Raw genomic sequence first — 17,608 nt, 5'->3', positions numbered from 1 at the left:
TGCCGGTCGCGCCCGGGCGTCACGGCGCGGGGTGACGCGCGTCGTAGCGCCAGAACCCCCGCTGGGCGCTCGCGAGCGCCAGGACGGCGACGACGCAGGCCACCCCGCCCCCGAGCGCCGCGGTCCCCTCCCCCACCCCGGTCGCGGCGGACCCGAGGACGAGGTCGCCCAGGCGCGGGCCGCCGGCGACGACGACGACGAACACCCCCTGCAGCCGGCCGCGCAGCGCGTCGGGGGTCGCGACCTGCAGGATGGTGCCGCGGAAGACGGAGCTGACGGCGTCGGCCGCCCCCGACACGGCGAGCAGCCCGACGCAGGTCCAGAGCTTGCCGCCGGTCCCGTCGGGTGCGAGGACGAGCACGAGGCCGAACGCGGCGATCGAGGCGCCGTAGACGGCGACGCAACCGACGACGACGGCCCCCTGCCGGCGGACGCCGCCGAGGGGGCCGGACAGCAGCCCGGCCAGGACGGAGCCGACCGCGAACCCGGCGCCGAGCAGGCCGACGGTGCGCGCTCCCCCGCCGAGCTCGGCCGCGCCGAGGGCGGGGTAGAGCACGCGGGGCATCGCCAGGACCATCGCGCACAGGTCGGCGAGGAAGGTGGCCCGCAGGTTGGGGCGGGTGGCCAGGAACCGGACGCCCTCCAGGACCGAGCGCAGCCCGGGGCGGTGGCTGCCCGGGAGCACCTCCGGGCGCATGGGCGGCAGCCGGTGCACGCCGACGAGCGCGGCGACGAAGGTCACGGCGTCGACGGTGTAGGCGGCCTGGAACCCCCACGTCGACACGAGGACACCGGCCAGCAGCGGCCCGGTGGTGAGGGCGACGGCGTTCGTGGTGCCGGACAGGGCGTTGGCGGCGGGCAGCAGCTCGCGCGGCACGATCCCGGGCACGATGGCCGAGCGGGCGGGGTTGTTCACGGCGAAGGCGGCGCTCTGCAGCCCGACCAGCAGGTAGAGCAGCCCGACGGAGTCCACGTGCCACCAGGCCTGGGCGGCGATGGCGAGGGACAGGACCCACAGCACGGCCGAGGCGAGCAGCGCGACGCGGCGCCGGTCGTGCGCGTCGACGAGCGCGCCGCCGTACAGGCCGAGTCCGACGAGGGGGACGAGGGCGACGAGGCCCACGAGGCCGACGAGGCCGACGAGGCCGACGAGGCCGACGGCGAGGGTGGAGGAGGTGAGGGCGAAGACCTGCAGGCCGACGGTGACGACGGTGAGCTGGGTGCCGATCCCGGCCAGGGACTGCCCGATCCAGAGCCACCGGAAGGCGGGGACCTCGCGCAGCGGGGTGGTGTCGGCCAGCAGGCGCCACCGCGGGGCGGCGGGTGGAGGGCTCACCGCCCGAGGATAGGTGGTTGTCCGGGACAACCTCCCTGCGCGACCTGCTGCGACCGCGCAGGAGCAGGAGAAAGCCCCCGGGCGCTTCCACCGCCGCGGTCGGGAGACCGTCGCGGTGGGCCGGTGGACGACCCGGCGCCCGGGGACCCGGTGACTGCCATGGATTCGCCGCGCTGCGCGGGGCGACCAGAGCGGTCCGCGTCCTGCACGCAGCTGCTAGCGGGCAGCCACCTCACGCGTCCGATGAGAAACCATGTGTTCGGACCACCTCCTTCCCGTGTACCTCGACGGTACGACCGCTCCCCGGGAGTTGTCACCCCGTATTCCCGGCGGCGTTCCCAGCGGCGTTCCCGGGGGCGTTCCCGGTGGCTGTCCGGTGCTCCCGGCCGCGCGCCCGGGCCGGCGGCTTGTCGACGGGGGACGCGGGGGCCTACAGTGCTGACCGCAGCAGTTGATGTCAGAACCACCCTTACTGATCCGGGGTCCGACCTCCTCATGAGCACGTCCCAGCAGGCGATCCTCGTCGCGGTCTCGACGGTGATCTTCGCCCTGCTGCCCGACCGCCGCGGCGACGTGCGCGTGCACCTGCCGCTGGTGCGCCGCACGCGCGACCCGTACGGCGACCAGTGGGCCCTGCCGGGCGGGTGGGTGCGGCAGGAGGAGAGCCTGAGCGACGCCGGCCGGCGGACGCTGGCCGAGACCACGGGCCTGCGGCCCAGCTACCTGGAACAGCTCTACACGTTCGGGCGGCCCGACCGCTCCCCCGGTCAGCGCGTCGTGTCCGTCGTCTACTCCGCCCTCGTGCGCAACCACGAGGCGGCGGCCGCGGTGGAGGGGGAGAACGTCCGCTGGACGTCGGCCGACGACTGCACGGGTCTGGCCTTCGACCACGACGAGATCGTCCAGTACGCGCTGTGGCGGTTGCGCACCAAGGTGCAGTTCGCGCACGTCGCCCAGCACTTCCTCGACGAGCGGTTCTCCCTCGCGCAGTTGCGCGGGGTGCACGAGGCGGTGCTCCAGCGCTCGCTGGACCCCGCGAACTTCCGGCGCCAGGTGGAGGCGTCGGGCACCGTCGTCGAGACCGGCGAACGGCAGACCGGCGGGCGGCACCGCCCGCCCAAGCTCTACCGGGCCGTCGTCCCCGACGGGTCGGCCGGTCCGCTGCGGACCGCCGGCCCCCTGGCCTGACCCGAACCCCCACGAAACCCCGTGCACCCCCGCGCGGGAACTCCGAGAGAAGGCAGCACGATGGCGTCCGTCCCCACGCAGATCGCCCTGCTCACCCGCACCCCGGACGGCGCGGACAGCACCTGCGACCCCGACCTGCCCACCGGGCCCTGGCAGTTCGACGCGGTTCCCGGCCGGCCCCTGCCGACGCCGACGTACGGCGCCGGGGCCTCCCGGCAGGACCCGGCCCCGGCCGACTCCCCCGTGCAGCAGCAGATCCCGGCGCAGTACCGGTTGCTGCCCGCCGACGAGCTGGACCGGCGCATCCGCGCGGCCAAGGAGACGCTGGGGTCGCGGGTGACGATCCTCGGGCACGCCTACCAGCGCGACGAGATCGTGCAGCACGCCGACTTCGTGGGCGACTCCTTCCAGCTCGCCCAGCAGTCGCTGAAGCACCCCGAGGCCGAGTTCGTCGTGTTCTGCGGCGTGCACTTCATGGCCGAGACGGCCGACCTGCTGACCACCGACGACCAGCCGGTGATCCTGCCGAACCTCGCCGCCGGGTGCTCGATGGCGGACATGGCCGACATCGACGCGGTGCAGGCGTGCTGGGACCAGCTCGCCGCGCTGTACGGCACCGAACCCGACGCCGACGGCAAGGTGCCCGTCGTCCCCGTCACGTACATGAACTCCGCCGCCTCCCTGAAGGGTTTCTGCGGCGCCCACGGCGGGATCGTCTGCACCAGTTCCAACGCCCGCGAGGTGCTGGAGTGGGCGTTCGAGCGGGGGCAGCGCGTCCTGTTCTTCCCCGACCAGCACCTGGGCCGGAACACCGCCAAGGCGATGGGCGTCGCGGTCGAGGACATGCCGCTGTGGGACCCGCGCAAACCCCGCGGCGGGAACTCCGAGCAGGACCTCCTCGACGCCCGCGTCGTGCTGTGGCGGGGCTGGTGCTCGGTGCACCAGCGGTTCACCGTCGACCAGATCGCCCAGGCCCGGGCGAAGAACCCCGACGTCCGCGTCGTCGTGCACCCCGAGTGCCCGGTGGAGGTCGTCGACGCCGCCGACGAGGCGGGGTCGACGCGCTACATCCAGCTCGCCGTCGACGCCGCCCCGGCCGGGACGGCGTTCGCGATCGGCACCGAGATCAACATGGTGCGCCGGCTGGCCGACACCCGCCCGGACCTGACGATCGAGTGCCTGGACCCCGTCGTCTGCCCGTGCTCGACGATGTACCGGATCCACCCGGCCTACCTGGCGTGGGTGCTGGAGTCCCTCGTCGAGGGCCGGGTCGTGAACCAGGTCAGCGTCGAGGCGCAGGTCGCGGCCCACGCGCGCACGGCGGTGGAGCGGATGCTGGCGGTCGGCGCGTGACACCGGCCGCCCCGGGCACGGACGTGCGCACCGACGTCCTCGTGGTCGGCGCGGGCGTCGCCGGGCTGACGGCGGCGCTCGAGGCGGCCCGCCACGGCCGCGTGGTGCTGGCGACCAAGACGGCGCTGGGCGAGGGCAGCACGGCCTGGGCCCAGGGCGGGATCGCCGCCGCGACCGGGCCGGACGACGTCACCGCCCACGTCGCCGACACCCTCGCCGCCGGGGCCGGGTTGTCCTCCCCCGCCGCGGCGCGGGCGCTGTGCGCGGCCGGACCGGCCGCGGTGCGGGTCCTGGCCGAACGCGGGGTCGCCTTCGACCGCAGCGGCACGACCGGCTGGGCGCTGGGCCTGGAGGCCGCGCACTCGCGCCCGCGCATCCTGCACGCCGGCGGCGACCGCACCGGCGCGGCGGTCTCGCGGGCGCTGGCCGGGGCGGTGCGCCGCAGCGACGTCGACGTCCGCGAGGACGCGTTCCTGCTGGGACTGCTGACGTCGCACGGCCGGGTCACGGGTGCGCAGTTCGCGCTCGGCCCGGCCGCCGGGGGCCCCCGCACCCTGCTGCGCGTGCACGCCGGTGCCGTGGTGCTGGCCACGGGCGGGGCGGGACAGCTGTTCAGCCGCACCACGAACCCCGCCGTCGCGACGGGCGACGGGCTCGCGGCGGCCTTCCGCGCGGGCGCGCTCGTGGCCGACCTGGAGTTCTTCCAGTTCCACCCCACGGTCGCCGCCGTCGGCGAACCGTTCCTCGTCTCCGAGGCCGTCCGCGGCGAGGGCGCCGTGCTGCGCGACGGCACCGGCCGCCGGTTCGCCCTCGACGCCGACCCGCGCGGGGAACTGGCCCCGCGCGACGTCGTGGCCCGGGCCATCGCCACCGCGATGGCGGGTCAGGGCGGCACCCCGGTCCTGCTCGACGCCACCGGGGTCCGCGCCGCCCTGGGACGCCCGTTCGCCGACCGGTTCCCCGGCATCGCGGCCCTCGCCGCGCGGGCGGGGCTGGACCCCGAGCGCGACCCGCTGCCGGTCACCCCGGCCGCGCACTACTGGATGGGCGGCGTGCGCACCGACGCCGCCGGGCGCACCTCCCTGCCGGGGTTGTGGGCCGCCGGCGAGGTCGCGTGCACCGGGGTGCACGGGGCGAACCGGCTCGCCTCGAACTCCCTGTTGGAGGCCCTCGTCGTGGGCGGTGCCGTCGTCGCCGACATCGCGACCGGCCCCGGCCCCGCCCGGTTCGGCGACGACACGACCGAGGGGGAGGTCGCGGAGGAGGCCGAGGAGCAGGTGGGCGAGGTCCCCGCCCCGGCCCGCCCCGTCGCCGCGCACGTCGGCCGGCGCGACGTGCAGGCCGCGCTGTGGGAGCACGCCGGCCTGGTCCGCGACGCCGCCGGGCTCGCCGTCGCCACCAAGCTGCTCACCCCCCAGGAGGCGCCCGTCGAGCTCGACGCGGGGGCCCTGGACGTCCCGCGCGCGACGTGGGAGGACGCCAACCTGCTCCTGGCCGGTCAGCTGCTCGTCGCCGCCGCCACCGCGCGCGAGGAGAGCCTGGGCGCCCACTTCCGCGCCGACCACCCCACCACCCCCGCCCGGCCCCGCCGCCGCAGCCTCCGGAGGACCCCGTGAACCCCACCCCCGCGCACACCCCTGCGGGCGTCGTCGCGCTCGCCCTGGCCGAGGACGCCCCCTGGGGCGACGTGACGAGCGAGTCGCTGCTGCCGGCCGAGGCCGTGGCCGACGCCCAGCTCGTCGCCCGCGAGCCCGGTGTCCTCGCCGGGACCGCCGCGGCCCGTGAGGCGTTCACCCAGGCCGCGGCCCTGACCGGCGGGAGGCTGGACACCCTGGACCTGGCCCCCGACGGCACCCGGTTCGCGCCCGGCGACGTCCTGGGCCGCGTCCGCGGCACCGCCCGCGGGGTCCTGCGCGCCGAGCGGATCGCCCTGAACCTGCTGCAGCACCTGTCGGGCGTGGCGACCCTCACCGCCGCGTTCGTCGACGCGGTGGCCGGCACCGGCGCGCGCGTCGTCGACACCCGCAAGACGACCCCGGGGCTGCGGGCCCTGGAACGCGCCGCGGTCCGGGCCGGCGGCGGGCACAACCACCGCTGGTCCCTCTCGGACGCCGTCCTCGTCAAGGACAACCACCTCGCGGTGCTGCTGGCGAGCGGGCTCGACGTCACGACGGCCTTGAAGTCGGTGCGGGAGAACATCTCCCACACCACGACGATCGAGGTGGAGGTGGACCGGCTCGACCAGCTCGAGGCCGTGCTGGCCGCCGACGTCGACGTCGTCCTGCTCGACAACTTCTCCCTCGCCGACCTCGCCGCGGGCGTCGCCCTCGTCCGGTCCCGCTCCCGCGCCCTCGTCGAGGCCAGCGGCGGCGTCACCCTGGAGACGGTGCGGGGCATCGCCGAGCAGGGCGTGGACCTGGTCTCGGTGGGGGCGCTGACCCAGAACGCCCGCACGCTGGACCTCGGGCTCGACACGACCGTCGCGGGGGCCTGACGTGGAGACCCCTGTGGCGTACCTGGACCACGCCGCGACGTCCCCACCGCGGCGGGAGGTGCTCGAAGCCGTCTGGCCCTACCTCACGTCCGTGACGGGCAACCCCTCCAGCGCGCACGCGGTGGGCCGGGCGGCCAAGGCCGGCCTGGACGCCGCCCGCGCCGCGATCGCCGACGTCCTCGGCGCCCGGCCCGGGGAGGTCGTCTTCACCGCCGGGGGGACTGAGGCGGACAACCTCGCCGTCACCGGCATCGCCACCGCGAACCCCCGGGGCCGGCACGTCGTGGTGTCCGCGATCGAGCACCCGGCCGTCCTGGAGACCGCGTTCGCGCTGCGCGACAGCGGGTTCACCGTCGACGTGGTCCGGGTCGACGCCGAGGGTCGGGTCGACCTCGACGCGCTGGAGGCGGTGCTGCGCCCGGACACCACGCTCGTGTCGGTGATGTACGCGAACAACGAGATCGGCACCGTCCAGCCGCTCGCGGACGTCTCCGCCCGCTGCCGCCGGTTCGGGATCCCTCTGCACACCGACGCCGTCCAGGCCGCCGGGCACCTCGACCTCGACGTCGACCGCCTCGGCGTGGACGCCCTGTCGGCCTCGGCCCACAAGTTCGGCGGGCTGCGGGGGGCGGGGTTCTGCTGGGTCCGGGGGTCGGTCCCCCTGGCCCCCGTCCTGCACGGCGGCGGGCAGGAGCTCGGCCGGCGCTCGGGCACGAGCGACGTCGCCTCGGCCGTCGGGACCGCCGTCGCCCTGCACCTGGCGGCGACCGCCCGCGACGCCGAGGTCCCCCGGCTGCAGGCGCTGCGCGACCGCCTCGTCGACGGGGTGCTCACCACGGTCCCCGGTGCCCGGCTCACGGGTTCGCGCACGCACCGGCTGCCCGGGCACGCCTCGTTCTGCTTCGAGGGCGTCGGCGGGGAGACCGTGCTCGCCGAGCTGGAGGCCGCCGGGATCGTCTGCTCCAGCGGGTCGGCCTGCGCCGCGGGCTCCGACGACGCCTCGCACGTGCTGCTGGCCACGGGCCTGTCCGCCGACCTGGCGCGCACGGCCGTGCGGTTCACGCTGGGGAGCGGCTCGACCGGTGCGGACGTCGACCGGGTGCTGGCCGCGCTCCCCTCGGCCGTGGCCGCGGCGGGGGCGCTGCGCACCTGATCCCGTCGGACGGGCGGCGGGTGGACGGACGCCGCGATCCGCCACCCGAGGTGGCCCGGCTCTCCGCGCTCCGCAGAGGTGGTGACGGGGCAGGTTCGAGGGCTCGCGGACCACCGGGTTCAGGAGCCGGAGGACGGTGCTCGCGGCGCCTTCTCGATGGCACCACGCACGACCGCTAGATGTCGACCAGGATCCCGACCCGCCGCCGACGTTCGACGAACTGCTCTTCAGGCACCCGCGTGTTGTCCAAGGAGAAGTACTTCGCCAGGGAATCCAGATCGGCCACCGCCAGGCGTTCTCGCAACTCGTTCTTGCGCGAGAGGGCGAGGGCGTTCCCCATGTCCCTCGCGAGAACGCTGACGGCCGCATCTCCCGGGTCGTAGTCGAAGCGGGCCAAGATCTCAGCGCCCTCGTCGGTCCCGTAGAGCTCGTCCGTCAGATCGTTGCGATTCTCGTACCACCGAGCGACGACAGCGAGATCGCTCGCGTCTTTGGTGATGTGCTGGGGAGACCGGTCGAGCCAGGCCGCCAGCTTGAGGACCCCGTACCCCGGCGCTGTCGGAACCTTGATGGCACCGCCAGTCGGCAACTGCAGATCAGTCGCTCCCGCGTAGACGTCGTGGAACCCGAAGACGCTGACGCCTTCCCCCCGCCCGGGCGGGTCGATGTTCCTTCCGGGTCTTCGACGTCCCCGAAGGGGATGATGTCGACGGGGAGACCAGCGATGATGTAGCGGATTCCGCTGGCGCCGGTACGCGGGAAGCTCGCGTCGATCGTGCGCTGGACACCCCAGTCGTCGATCGCCACGCCGAGATCAGCGTCACTCGTCGTCCGCACGGGGAAGGGGGAACCGTGCTGGTGGTGCAGCAGGTCGCGGCAGAACGCCCCGACGAGCATGAGCGAGCCCGATGACACGTCTGCACACGTGGTGATCTCTCGCACGACGGCATCCAGGGTCGAGAAGTACCCGGCGTGAGGTTCAGAAGGCATGGATCTGCCGGTACTGGTGTGCCGCTTCGGCTTGCCTGCCTTCGCTCGCCATCAGGAGGTCTGCGTAGATCAGGAGAGGAGGCGCGGTCCGCGGGTGGGGCGCCTCGGACCGCGGCACCTCCTCACTCCAGAACTTGTGACGGATGTGGATGTTGGGTCGCGGGCCGGGACGCCAACGGTGGGACGCCACCATGCGCGGCCGCAGCTCCTCCACGTAGATGATGACGCTTCTCCCTTTGATGAGTTCGGGGACCGCGTACTCACCGCTGACGACGCAGCCCGCATCGAGGTGGAGGGGAACCGCAGGGTCGCCTTCGAGGTCCCTGAGCCGAGTACTGCGCCCGAGACCGGTGGGGTAGGCGAGGAGCCACCCCTCCAGGAGTTCTTCTCGCCGGAGGAAGCCCGGAGAGGCGCGCTTGTCACGGTAGCCGAGCTCCTCCAGGAGGGAGTAGGTCTCCGAAGCCTTCCCCAAGGAGACACCGGCGACTCGTGCAACCGTGCGCATGGGCGCTTCGTGCAGCTCGGGCCAGGCGAGGAGGGTGAAGATGATCTGGGCTCGCTTGGCACTGAACAGGTTCGACCTCGTCAACGGGCCGTTGGCCGACGCGACGCTCTTCGACCGGATCTCCCCCCCAAAGCCCTTGCGACCCCGGATGTCGATGAGGATTCCCTCGAGCTGGACGTGCGCGTTTCCCTGCTCATCGACGTAGTTGATGCGCTTGCGCCTGAAGGCATCGGCCGCGCGCTCGCTGACGGCGGGACCGAGCACGATCAACGGGAGCCCCTGGGTGCGCTCCGTGAGCGGGAGCACCTCGGTGAGAGTCATCGTCGGGCTCGAGACGACCGCGACCCGGTGCTGCCTGCTTGCGCCGCTGAGCGTCGCCACGACCGGGCCACCACCGGCCAAGCCCGCCGACGACAGACCCTCCAGAGACACCCCCACGTCGTGGAGACGCATCAACGCCCGAGAAGGATTGACGCTTGACACGTCGTTCAGTCCTTGCACGTGTTCAGCATAGATGAACGCAGGTGGGAACTGAACGCGATGGGGGCTCGATGTACCACGGTTCGTCGGTGCCACGACGTGATCACGCCGCGGCGACGCCGCGACCGAGATGACCGGGGCGGAGAGGGCGAGGTGGCGAACGGGACCGGCTCGGTCTCGGACGGGGGTCCAGCGTGGCTGGCACCCGTGCCCTCCGAGGGCCGGGAGGGCGACCGGCTCGCACGGACTCAGCGCGGGCCGAAGGAGAAGCCCTCCACCCGGTCCCACGGGCCACCGGCGTAGCGGTGCACCGCCAGTCCCGTGACGGTGAACTCCCACGGGGTCAGCTCCGCCGAGAGCGCCGCCACGGTGGCGCGCGCCACGGCCGGGTCGACGAAGTTCTGCACGGTGACGTGCGGGGAGAACCCGTGCGCGTCCTGCCGGGTCAGCCGCCCGGTGAAGTCACCGGCGACGGCGGCGCGTGCGGCCTTCAGCCCCGGGCTCGCCACGACGAGGGCCGCCCCGCGGCCCAGCGAGCGCACCCCCGTGACCTCCGCGGTCGGTGCGGGTCGCGCGCAAGCCCGCCGCACCGCGTCGAGGACGTCACCGAGCGCATCGCCCGGCAGGGCGTGGAACAGCGTGAGGTGCGCGGCCAGCCGGTTCCGCTCGGGCGGGAAGTGCGTGCGCCGCAGCCGGTCGAACGCGTCCTGGGTCGACTCCTCGACCTCGGCGGCGACGATGAACGGGTTCACGCGAAGGCCACGGCCGTCGCCGCCACGCCCACGACGACGCACACGACGGCCAGGGCGAGGGCGGCGGTCCACCAGCCCCGGTCGGGGTGCCCGCTGCGCAGGGCCCGCACGCCGAAACCGACGACGACCAGGCCCATGACGATCGACAGCGGGGCGATGACGAGGGAGACGACCAGCCCGGCGACGGAGGCGACGACCCCTGCGATGGCCCCGGTGTTCGTGGGCTGCGCGGGCTGAGTCCCCCGGGGAGTCCCTGGCTGCTGCACCCGGCCACTGTGCCACGCCCCCTGCGCGGGGGCCGACCGTGCCCGGACGCGGCACGGCCCGGCCACCTCCGCGAGGTGACCGGGCCGTGGTCCGGGGATCGTGCCGGGTCCTCACCCGACGGCGAGGACCGTCCGCTGGCCGGTGTCGCCGTAGGTGATCGTCCCGAGGTAGCGCCGGGCCGGGTCCAGCCCCCGCCACGACGCCGTGAGGGTCGCCGGGCGCCCCTGCTCCAGCAGCAGGGGGTCCGGGGCGACCCGGAAGGTCCCGGTGCCGGGGCCGGCGCCGAGGACGAACGACGTCAGCGCGTACCCCGCGTCGGGGCCGCCGTCGGCGCCGGCGTACCCGGAGACCTGCAGCACGTACCGCCCGGGCTCGACGAACCCGTCGATCCGCTCGTCCGCGGTCACCGCCGCGGACTGCCCGACGAGCGTGCCGCCTTCGGTGTACAGGTACAGGTCGAGGTCGGAACCGGGCTGCCCCACGAGGTCGAACCGGGTGAAGGTCGTCCCCTCGGGGATCGTGACGGGGAACTCGCGGACGTCGCCCTGGTCCACCCGGCCGCGGCGGGTCTCACCGGCCACCAGCCCGGCGGTGGTGAGGTCCAGCGGGCCGGAGGTGCCGGGCAGCACGGTCGCGCGGACCGACCCGGACCTGGACGCCGGCGCGGTCAGCTCGGCCGGCACCCCGCCGAGCGTGAGCGGCTTGAGCGCGACGGGCGAGCGGACGGTGAGACGGTCCCCGCCGGTCCACGTCAGCCACCCCGAGGACCACTGGTCGACCGGGGCGGTGGTCCGGGTGAGGGTCACGCGGAACCGCCCGGTCTGGCCCGGCTGCAGGTTCAGCACGCTCGGCTGGACCTGCACGTCGAACCCGGGCACGTCCGCCTGCGCGTAGTAGAACCCGCCCGTGACGGCCGTGACCGACCGGGTCACGGTGCGCGAGCCGACGAGGTCCCCGACGGCGATCGAGGGCTGGTTCAGGTCGCTGGGGTCGACGGCCTCCAGACCCGTCCCGGTGTCGACCCCGGAACCCTCCAGCCAGCGCAGCCAGTCCAGGGGGGTGGAGTCGTAGACGAGGCCGGGGGTCAGCATCGCGGCCGGGTCCACGAAACCGGCCCCGGCGGACAGGACCCGGCGCACGGGCCGCCCGGAGGCGGAGACGACGTCGCGCGCGGTGGTCATGAGGGCCGACTTGACCATCATGGGCGTGAACTCCGGGTGCGCCGCGAGGTGCAGGGCGGCCAGGCCGGTGACGTGCGGGGCCGACATCGAGGTGCCGGACTCCGGGGCGAACAGGTCCTCGCCGTCGGCCGAGGCCACGGGCGAGTACCCGGCGACGATCCCGGACCCGGGGGCGGTGACGTCGGGTTTGAGGACGTCCCCGTCGTCGACGAGGGCCGGGCCGCGGGAGGAGAACGCCGAGACCTGGGGGGTGGCGGTGGGCCGCCCGCTCGTGTTCCCGGCCTGGAAGGAGGCGGTGGGACGGCGGTGCCCGCGGACGTAGGCCACGAGCCGTTCCCCCTCCCGGGTGTCCAGGTGGACCGTGGGCACGGTGTGCGCGTCGGGTTCCAGGGAGTTCGGGACGGGGTTGTAGAGGACCATCCCGGCCCCGCCGACGCGGGCGACCTCGGCGGACTTGGCGACGCGGGCGGTGATGGCCCGCTCGCACACGACGATCTTCCCCTTCGCCTTCGCCGGGTCCAGCGAGCCGTCGAGGCACTTGTCGGCGTCATCGGCCGGGGCCTGCCGGATCCGCACGGCCGACCCCAGCACGAGGGGCGCCGACGGCAACGGCTCGCGCTGCAACCGGGCTCCGACGAGCTTGGTGCCGTCGCCGAGGACGACGGTGCCCTCGCGCAGGACGGAGGTGGCCGCCGCGACGGTGGTCACCCAGGGGCTCTGGTGGTCGACGGTGGAGGCCCCCGGACCGGAGTTCCCGGCCGAGGCCGACACGAAGATCCCGGCCGAGGCCGCGACGAGGAACGCCGTCTCGACCGGGTCGGCCGGGTCCGGCGAGGGGTCGGACCCGATGGAGTAGTTGATGACGTCGACGTTGTCGGCGACGGCCTGGTCGATCGCGGCGACGAGGTCGGAGGTCTGGCACCCGTTGTCGCCCTCCTCGCTGGTCCAGCACACCTTGTAGACGGCGAGGGCGGCGGCGGGGGCGATGCCGGTGACGTCGCCGTACCCCTCGCCCCGGATCGTGGCGGGAACCCCGGTGCGCCCGACCGCGGTCGTGCCCGTGTGGGTCCCGTGCCCGTCGCTGTCGCGGGCGGAGTCGAACTCCTCCCCGCCCAGGGCGTGGGCCTGGCGGAAACCGTCGCTGAAGCTGCGGGCGCCGACGACCTTGGTCGAGCAGTTCGACGCCGACCAGCGTTCCCCGGTCTGGCAGACGCCGGTGTAGGTGCCGCCGTCCGCCTTGGTCATGCGGATCGTCGAACCGCTGCGGTAGGGCCCGTGGGGGTCGTCCGCGGGGGCCCTAGTCGGCAGCTTCGCGCCCGCGACCGAGGGGTGCTCGGGCCACAGGCCGGTGTCGAGGTCGGCCACGACGACCCCGCGGCCGGCCTGCCCGGGCCCGCCGAGGCGGTCCCAGACGCCGCCGGGGCCGGTCAGGCCCAGGTAGTCGGCCGTGGTGCGGGCGCCGCGGGCCGGGGCCTTGAGGGTGCTCGCGCTGCGGTCGGTGGCCTGGTCGGTACCGGACCGGGTCTCGGACGCGGAATCGGTACCCGACTCGGTGCCGGACTCGGTGCCGGTCTCGGTGCCGGTCTCCGGGCTGCTCCCGGCGCCGGCCTCGGCGGGGTCGGCGAGGTGCCGGGTCACGTCGGGGGCGACCGAGACCACCCCGGCCGTGGCGGCCAGCTCCTTGGCCTGCGCGCCGGTGAGGCGGGCGCTGAACCCGTTGAGCGCCACGGTGTACCGCTGCTGCGGGACGGCGCCGACGACGTCGGCGACCTTCGTCTGGGCCGACAGCAGCAGGTCCCGGTAGCGGCGGGTCGTGGGCCGGGCCAGGTCGAGGTCCCCGCCGGCGGACTTCAGCCGCGGGATGCCCGGCAGGGAGCCGTCGTAGCCGGCGATGGGGTCCTGGGCGAGGGTCACGACGTAGTCGCCGTCGGTGAAGGTGCGGTCGGCGGCCTGGGACGAGGGCGGCGCGGTGGCCGGGGGTGGGGCGGCCGTCGCGGGGAGCGCGGGCGCGACGGTCAGCAGGAGCCCCACCCCCATCGCGAGCGCCGAAGTGGTGAGCGGACGACGGGCGACCACGGTGGCCTCCAGCAGGGGCACGAAGAGAGGATTACTAGAAGTGTGCAGCAAGTGACAGTCGGTGAAGACGTGACGCGGGGCAGCCAATCGGGTGACGGGCGAACCGTCAAGACCGACACGGCCCCGGCCCGGGGCGGACCTCCCGCCGTCTCCGACGCTCCGTAGTCTTGGCGCGTGTCGACCACCGCCGCCCCCCGCTCCGCCACCCCCGACCCGGCCCGCGCCGGCGCGCGCCGGGTGCCGCTGGCGCTGGCCGCGGGGTTCCTCGCCCTCGCCGGCGGGGTGGCCACCGCCGGACCGGCCGCGGCCCACGACCGGCTGGAGTCCACCGACCCCACCGACGGCGCCACCGTCGCCACCGCCCCCGACGCCGTCGTCCTGACCATGTCGTCCACGCCGCTGGCGCTGGGCACCCTCGTGCGCGTCACCGGCCCCGACGGCACCGTCGTGTCCGGGGGGGACCCGCAGATCGTCGACACCGACGTCAGCGAACCCCTCACCGGGGCCCGGCCCGCGGGGACCTACCAGGTCGAGTGGCGCATCACGTCCTCCGACGGGCACCCCGTCTCCGGCAGCTTCTCCTTCACCGCGACCGCGGCCGCCGGCGGCTCGCAGGCCCCCGCCTCACCGGCCCCCACGGACGCGGCGTCCCCGAGCGAGGGGGCCGGTGCGACCGCCTCGAGCCCGGCCGCGGTGGACCCGTCGGACCCGGTGGCCTCCGACGGCGACCGCTGGCTCATCGCCGCCGGGATCGGCGCCGTCGTCGTGGTCGGCGCCGTCGGTGGGGTCATCGGCTACCGGCGCCGGCGGCGCTGAGCGTCCGGCCCGCCCGTTCCAGGCGCAGGTCCAGCAGCCACACGAGGACGACGAGGACCCCGAACCCGGCCCCCACGACGCTGACGAGGGACCAGCCCCCCGCGCCCCACGCCGCCGACCCGGCGGCCGACCCCAGCGCACCCCCGGCGAAGTACGTCGTCATGTAGACCGAGTTCAGCCGGGCCCGGGCGTCCGGGCGCAGCGGGTAGACGACGTTCTGGTTCGAGACGTGGACGGCCTGCAGGAACATGTCCGCCAGGCCGAACCCGAGGACGAACAGCAGCAGCGAGGTCAGCCACACCGAGCTGGACAGCCCCAGCAGACCCCAGGTGGCGACGAGACCGACGGCGCCGATGCCGGTGGCCCACTGCCCGCGGCCGGCGTCGGCCATCCGTCCGGCGTAGGAGGCCATCGCCGCCCCCGCCACCCCCGCGAGCCCGACGAGTCCGATCTGCAGCTCGGACAACCCGAAACCCGGACCGGCGAGCAGGAACGTCATCGTCGCGAACAGGACGGAGACGCCGGCGAAACCCAGCCCCCCGAGCAGGGCGCGGGTGCGCAACCGCGGGAGTTCGGCGACCAGGCGCGCGGCCGAGGCCAGCGTGGCCAGGTACCCGCCGGTGCCTCCCGGCACGCTGCGGGGCAGCTCGCGGCGCAACAGGACCGCGATGACGAGCAGCCCCACCGCGACCAGCGCGTAGGGCGTGTGCCAGTCCCCCACCTCCGCCAGCGCCCCGGACACGCTGCGCGCCAGCAGGGCCCCGATGAGCAACCCGCTCATCACCGTGCCGACGGCCCGCCCCTCCCGGCCGGGTTCGGCCAGTTCGGCCGCGAACGGGACGAGGACCTGGGCCGCGACCGAGAACACCCCTGCCACGGCGGTGCCGACGGCGAGCACGGCGTAGGACGGCGCGAGCGCGCAGACCGCGTGCCCGGCCGCGGCCAGCAGGGCCAGGACGACCAGGAGCCGGCGTCGTTCCAGCAGGTCGCCCAGGGGGACGACGAGCAGCAGCCCGAGGCCGTAGGAGACCTGCGAGACGGTCACGAGGGCGGCCGCGCGGGCGTCGTCGACGCCGACGTCGGAGGCGATGGTGTCCAGGAGCGGTTGGTTGACGTAGTTGCCGCCGACGGTCAGACCGGTCGTGACGGCCATGAGCAGCAGCAGCGGGCGGGTGAGCACGGGCCTCATCGTGCGCCCGCGCCCTCGTGGTGTCCAAGCGATCGACCCCCGGTCACCGATCGCGTTCCACGATCGACACGGGTGCGGCCCCGGCGCGAGACTGGCGGGCGTGACCCCCGCGCAGCTGCAGTGCGTCCTGGCCGTGGCCGCCGACCTGCACTTCACGCGCGCCGCCGCGCAGCTCGGGATGGCCCAGTCCGCCCTGAGCCACCAGGTCGCCACCCTGGAGGCCGAGCTCGGGACCCGGCTGTTCGAGCGGACCAGCCGCCGGGTGCGGCTGACGGCCGCCGGGGCCGCCCTGCTGCCCCGCGCCCGCACCGTGCTCGCCGAGCTGGACCGGTTGCGCACCGACGTCGTCGCGGCCGGTGGCGCGGTCGCCGGCCGGCTGCGCATCGGGACCGTCCCCACGCTGCCGGAGGTCCGCCTGGCCGACGTCCTGGCCGACCTGCTCCGGCACCACCCCGCGGTCCGCGCCCACGTCGCGGTCCAGGGCAGCGACACCACCCTGGCCGGGGTCGCCGACGGCTCCCTGGACGTGGGTTTCGTCGGGCTGGCGATGGCCGAACCGCCCGCCGGGGTCGAGCGGCGCCTCCTGGCGGTCGAGCGCCACGTCGCGGTCGTGGCGGCCGGGGACCCCTGGCGCGGGCGGCGCCGCGTGCGGTTGCGCGACGTCGCGGCCCGGCCCTGCGTCGACTTCCCCGCCGGCACCGGCGGCCGGCGCCAGACCGACGCCGCGTTCGCGGCCGCCAGCCTCGTGCGCGACGTCGTGGTGGAGTCCGACGACGTCGGTCTCGTGCTGGACCTGGTGCGCCGCGGGACCGGGACGGCGCTGCTGCCGGCCTCGGCCGTGCTCGACCGCGCCGGGCTGCACACGGTCGCGGTCGTCGACGGGCCCGCGCGCCGCAGCTCGGTCCTGCACGCCGGCGACGGGGCCTCGGCCGCCACCCGCGCCTTCCTCGCCGTGCTCGACCGGCACCTGCCCGCCGGCCCGGGGCCGGCGGCGCGGGACTGACCCCCGGCCCCACACCCGGTCCCCCGCCCGTCCCCACGTCGGTGCAGCCGTGGGTGCAGCCGCGGGACCGGCCCGGTACCGCTCCCGCCGCAGACCCGGCGCCCACCCCACCGCGGACGCAACGAGGGGCGGGACCCGGCCGGGTCCCGCCCCTCGCTCACCGCCGACCGGCGGCCGTCGTCGTCAGGGGACGATGAGGCCGTTGGTCTGGGTGCGGGCGCGGTCGAAGCGCGCCTGGGCGTCGGCCCAGTTCACGACGTTCCACCAGGCCTTGACGTAGTCGGGCTTGACGTTCTTGTAGTCCAGGTAGAACGCGTGCTCCCACATGTCCAGCACGACGATCGGGACCAGGCCCAGGGCCAGGTTGCCCTGCTGGTCGTAGAGCTGGACGTTGATGAGCTTCTGGCCGATGGAGTCCCAGGCCAGGATCGACCAGCCCGAGCCCTGGATGCCCAGGGCGGTGGCGGCGAAGTGCTTCTGGAAACCGTCGAAGGAGCCGAAGTCGGCGTCGATGGCGGCGGCCAGCTCACCGGTCGGCTTGTCGCCGCCGTCCGGGGACAGGTTGGGCCAGAACACGGAGTGGTTGACGTGGCCGCCGAGGTTGAAGGCCAGGTTCTTCTCGTGCAGGTTGACCGTGGCCAGGTCGTCCTTGGAGCGGGCCTCGGCCAGCTTCTCCAGGGCGGTGTTGGCACCGGTCACGTAGGTGGCGTGGTGCTTGTCGTGGTGCAGCTCCATGATCGCCCCGGAGATGTGGGGCTCGAGCGCGGAGTAGTCGTAGGGCAGATCCGGAAGGGTGTAGTCAGCCATGCCTTCTCCTCGTCAGCG

15 protein-coding genes are annotated in these 17,608 nt (G+C 74.9%); 7 read left to right on the top strand and 8 right to left on the bottom strand.

Going from position 1 to position 17,608, the window contains the following annotated elements; genetic code table 11:
- Nucleotides 1-19 precede the first annotated feature (19 nt).
- On the bottom strand, nt 20-1,336 hold the full coding sequence (locus AB2L27_RS13435; protein WP_370441983.1) for an MFS transporter: 1,317 nt from the start codon (nt 1,334-1,336) through the stop codon (nt 20-22).
- 495 nt (nt 1,337-1,831) lie between these two features.
- On the opposite strand from AB2L27_RS13435, the gene AB2L27_RS13430 reads away from it, so the two are divergent.
- From AB2L27_RS13430 to AB2L27_RS13410, 5 genes are read left to right on the top strand one after another with little or no spacing between them, the layout of a single operon-like run.
- On the top strand, nt 1,832-2,524 hold the full coding sequence (locus AB2L27_RS13430; protein ID WP_370441982.1) for an NUDIX hydrolase: 693 nt from the start codon (nt 1,832-1,834) through the stop codon (nt 2,522-2,524).
- Nucleotides 2,525-2,584: 60 nt separating this feature from the next.
- Nucleotides 2,585-3,877, top strand: a complete 1,293-nt coding sequence (nadA, locus tag AB2L27_RS13425) for a quinolinate synthase NadA (RefSeq protein ID WP_370441981.1) — start codon at nt 2,585-2,587, stop codon at nt 3,875-3,877.
- Complete coding sequence (gene nadB / locus AB2L27_RS13420) at nt 3,874-5,493, top strand: L-aspartate oxidase (protein ID WP_370441980.1); 1,620 nt, start codon at nt 3,874-3,876, stop codon at nt 5,491-5,493. Before nadA ends, nadB begins: the two co-directional genes overlap by 4 nt.
- A complete protein-coding gene (gene nadC, locus AB2L27_RS13415; RefSeq protein ID WP_370441979.1) occupies nt 5,490-6,371 on the top strand; it encodes a carboxylating nicotinate-nucleotide diphosphorylase in 882 nt (293 codons plus the stop codon). The genes nadB and nadC overlap by 4 nt, the downstream gene beginning before the upstream one ends.
- A 1-nt stretch (nt 6,372) precedes the next feature.
- Entirely contained in the window at nt 6,373-7,524 is a 1,152-nt protein-coding gene (locus AB2L27_RS13410; RefSeq protein WP_370441978.1) for a cysteine desulfurase family protein, read from the top strand.
- Nucleotides 7,525-7,699: 175 nt separating this feature from the next.
- Here AB2L27_RS13410 and AB2L27_RS13405 read toward each other — a convergent pair whose 3' ends face one another.
- The 5 genes from AB2L27_RS13405 to AB2L27_RS13385 all read right to left on the bottom strand — a co-directional run bounded on the left by AB2L27_RS13405 (nt 7,700) and on the right by AB2L27_RS13385 (nt 13,796).
- The gene (locus tag AB2L27_RS13405; RefSeq protein ID WP_370441977.1) at nt 7,700-8,113 is read right to left on the bottom strand and encodes a hypothetical protein; all 414 of its coding nucleotides are present in this window, start codon (nt 8,111-8,113) and stop codon (nt 7,700-7,702) included.
- A 390-nt stretch (nt 8,114-8,503) separates the two neighbouring features.
- Complete coding sequence (locus AB2L27_RS13400) at nt 8,504-9,520, bottom strand: type IV toxin-antitoxin system AbiEi family antitoxin (protein WP_370441976.1); 1,017 nt, start codon at nt 9,518-9,520, stop codon at nt 8,504-8,506.
- 227 nt (nt 9,521-9,747) lie between these two features.
- Complete coding sequence (locus AB2L27_RS13395; RefSeq protein ID WP_370441975.1) at nt 9,748-10,251, bottom strand: 2'-5' RNA ligase family protein; 504 nt, start codon at nt 10,249-10,251, stop codon at nt 9,748-9,750.
- Nucleotides 10,248-10,517 (bottom strand): hypothetical protein, encoded by a 270-nt coding sequence (locus AB2L27_RS13390; RefSeq protein WP_370441974.1) that lies wholly within the window; start codon nt 10,515-10,517, stop codon nt 10,248-10,250. The genes AB2L27_RS13395 and AB2L27_RS13390 overlap by 4 nt, the downstream gene beginning before the upstream one ends.
- Before the next feature lie 111 nt (nt 10,518-10,628).
- Entirely contained in the window at nt 10,629-13,796 is a 3,168-nt protein-coding gene (locus AB2L27_RS13385; protein WP_370441973.1) for a S8 family peptidase, read from the bottom strand.
- A 153-nt stretch (nt 13,797-13,949) separates the two neighbouring features.
- Between AB2L27_RS13385 and AB2L27_RS13380 the strand changes: the two genes are divergently transcribed.
- On the top strand, nt 13,950-14,591 hold the full coding sequence (locus AB2L27_RS13380; RefSeq protein WP_370441972.1) for a copper resistance CopC family protein: 642 nt from the start codon (nt 13,950-13,952) through the stop codon (nt 14,589-14,591).
- Here AB2L27_RS13380 and AB2L27_RS13375 read toward each other — a convergent pair.
- A complete protein-coding gene (locus AB2L27_RS13375) occupies nt 14,563-15,780 on the bottom strand; it encodes an MFS transporter (RefSeq protein WP_370441971.1) in 1,218 nt (405 codons plus the stop codon). The two genes, AB2L27_RS13380 and AB2L27_RS13375, sit on opposite strands and share 29 nt — an antisense overlap.
- A 100-nt stretch (nt 15,781-15,880) precedes the next feature.
- Between AB2L27_RS13375 and AB2L27_RS13370 the strand changes: the two genes are divergently transcribed.
- Nucleotides 15,881-16,783, top strand: coding sequence for a LysR substrate-binding domain-containing protein (locus AB2L27_RS13370; protein ID WP_370441970.1), 903 nt, complete (start codon nt 15,881-15,883; stop codon nt 16,781-16,783).
- 183 nt (nt 16,784-16,966) lie between these two features.
- Here AB2L27_RS13370 and AB2L27_RS13365 read toward each other — a convergent pair whose 3' ends face one another.
- A complete protein-coding gene (locus AB2L27_RS13365) occupies nt 16,967-17,590 on the bottom strand; it encodes a superoxide dismutase (RefSeq protein ID WP_370441969.1) in 624 nt (207 codons plus the stop codon).
- Between the last annotated feature and the right edge of the window lie 18 nt (nt 17,591-17,608).

Origin of the sequence: Kineococcus halophytocola (assembly GCF_041276425.1) — a bacterium.
Classification (GTDB): domain Bacteria; phylum Actinomycetota; class Actinomycetes; order Actinomycetales; family Kineococcaceae; genus Kineococcus; species Kineococcus halophytocola.
This window is presented reverse-complemented; position numbering and strand designations above follow the sequence as displayed.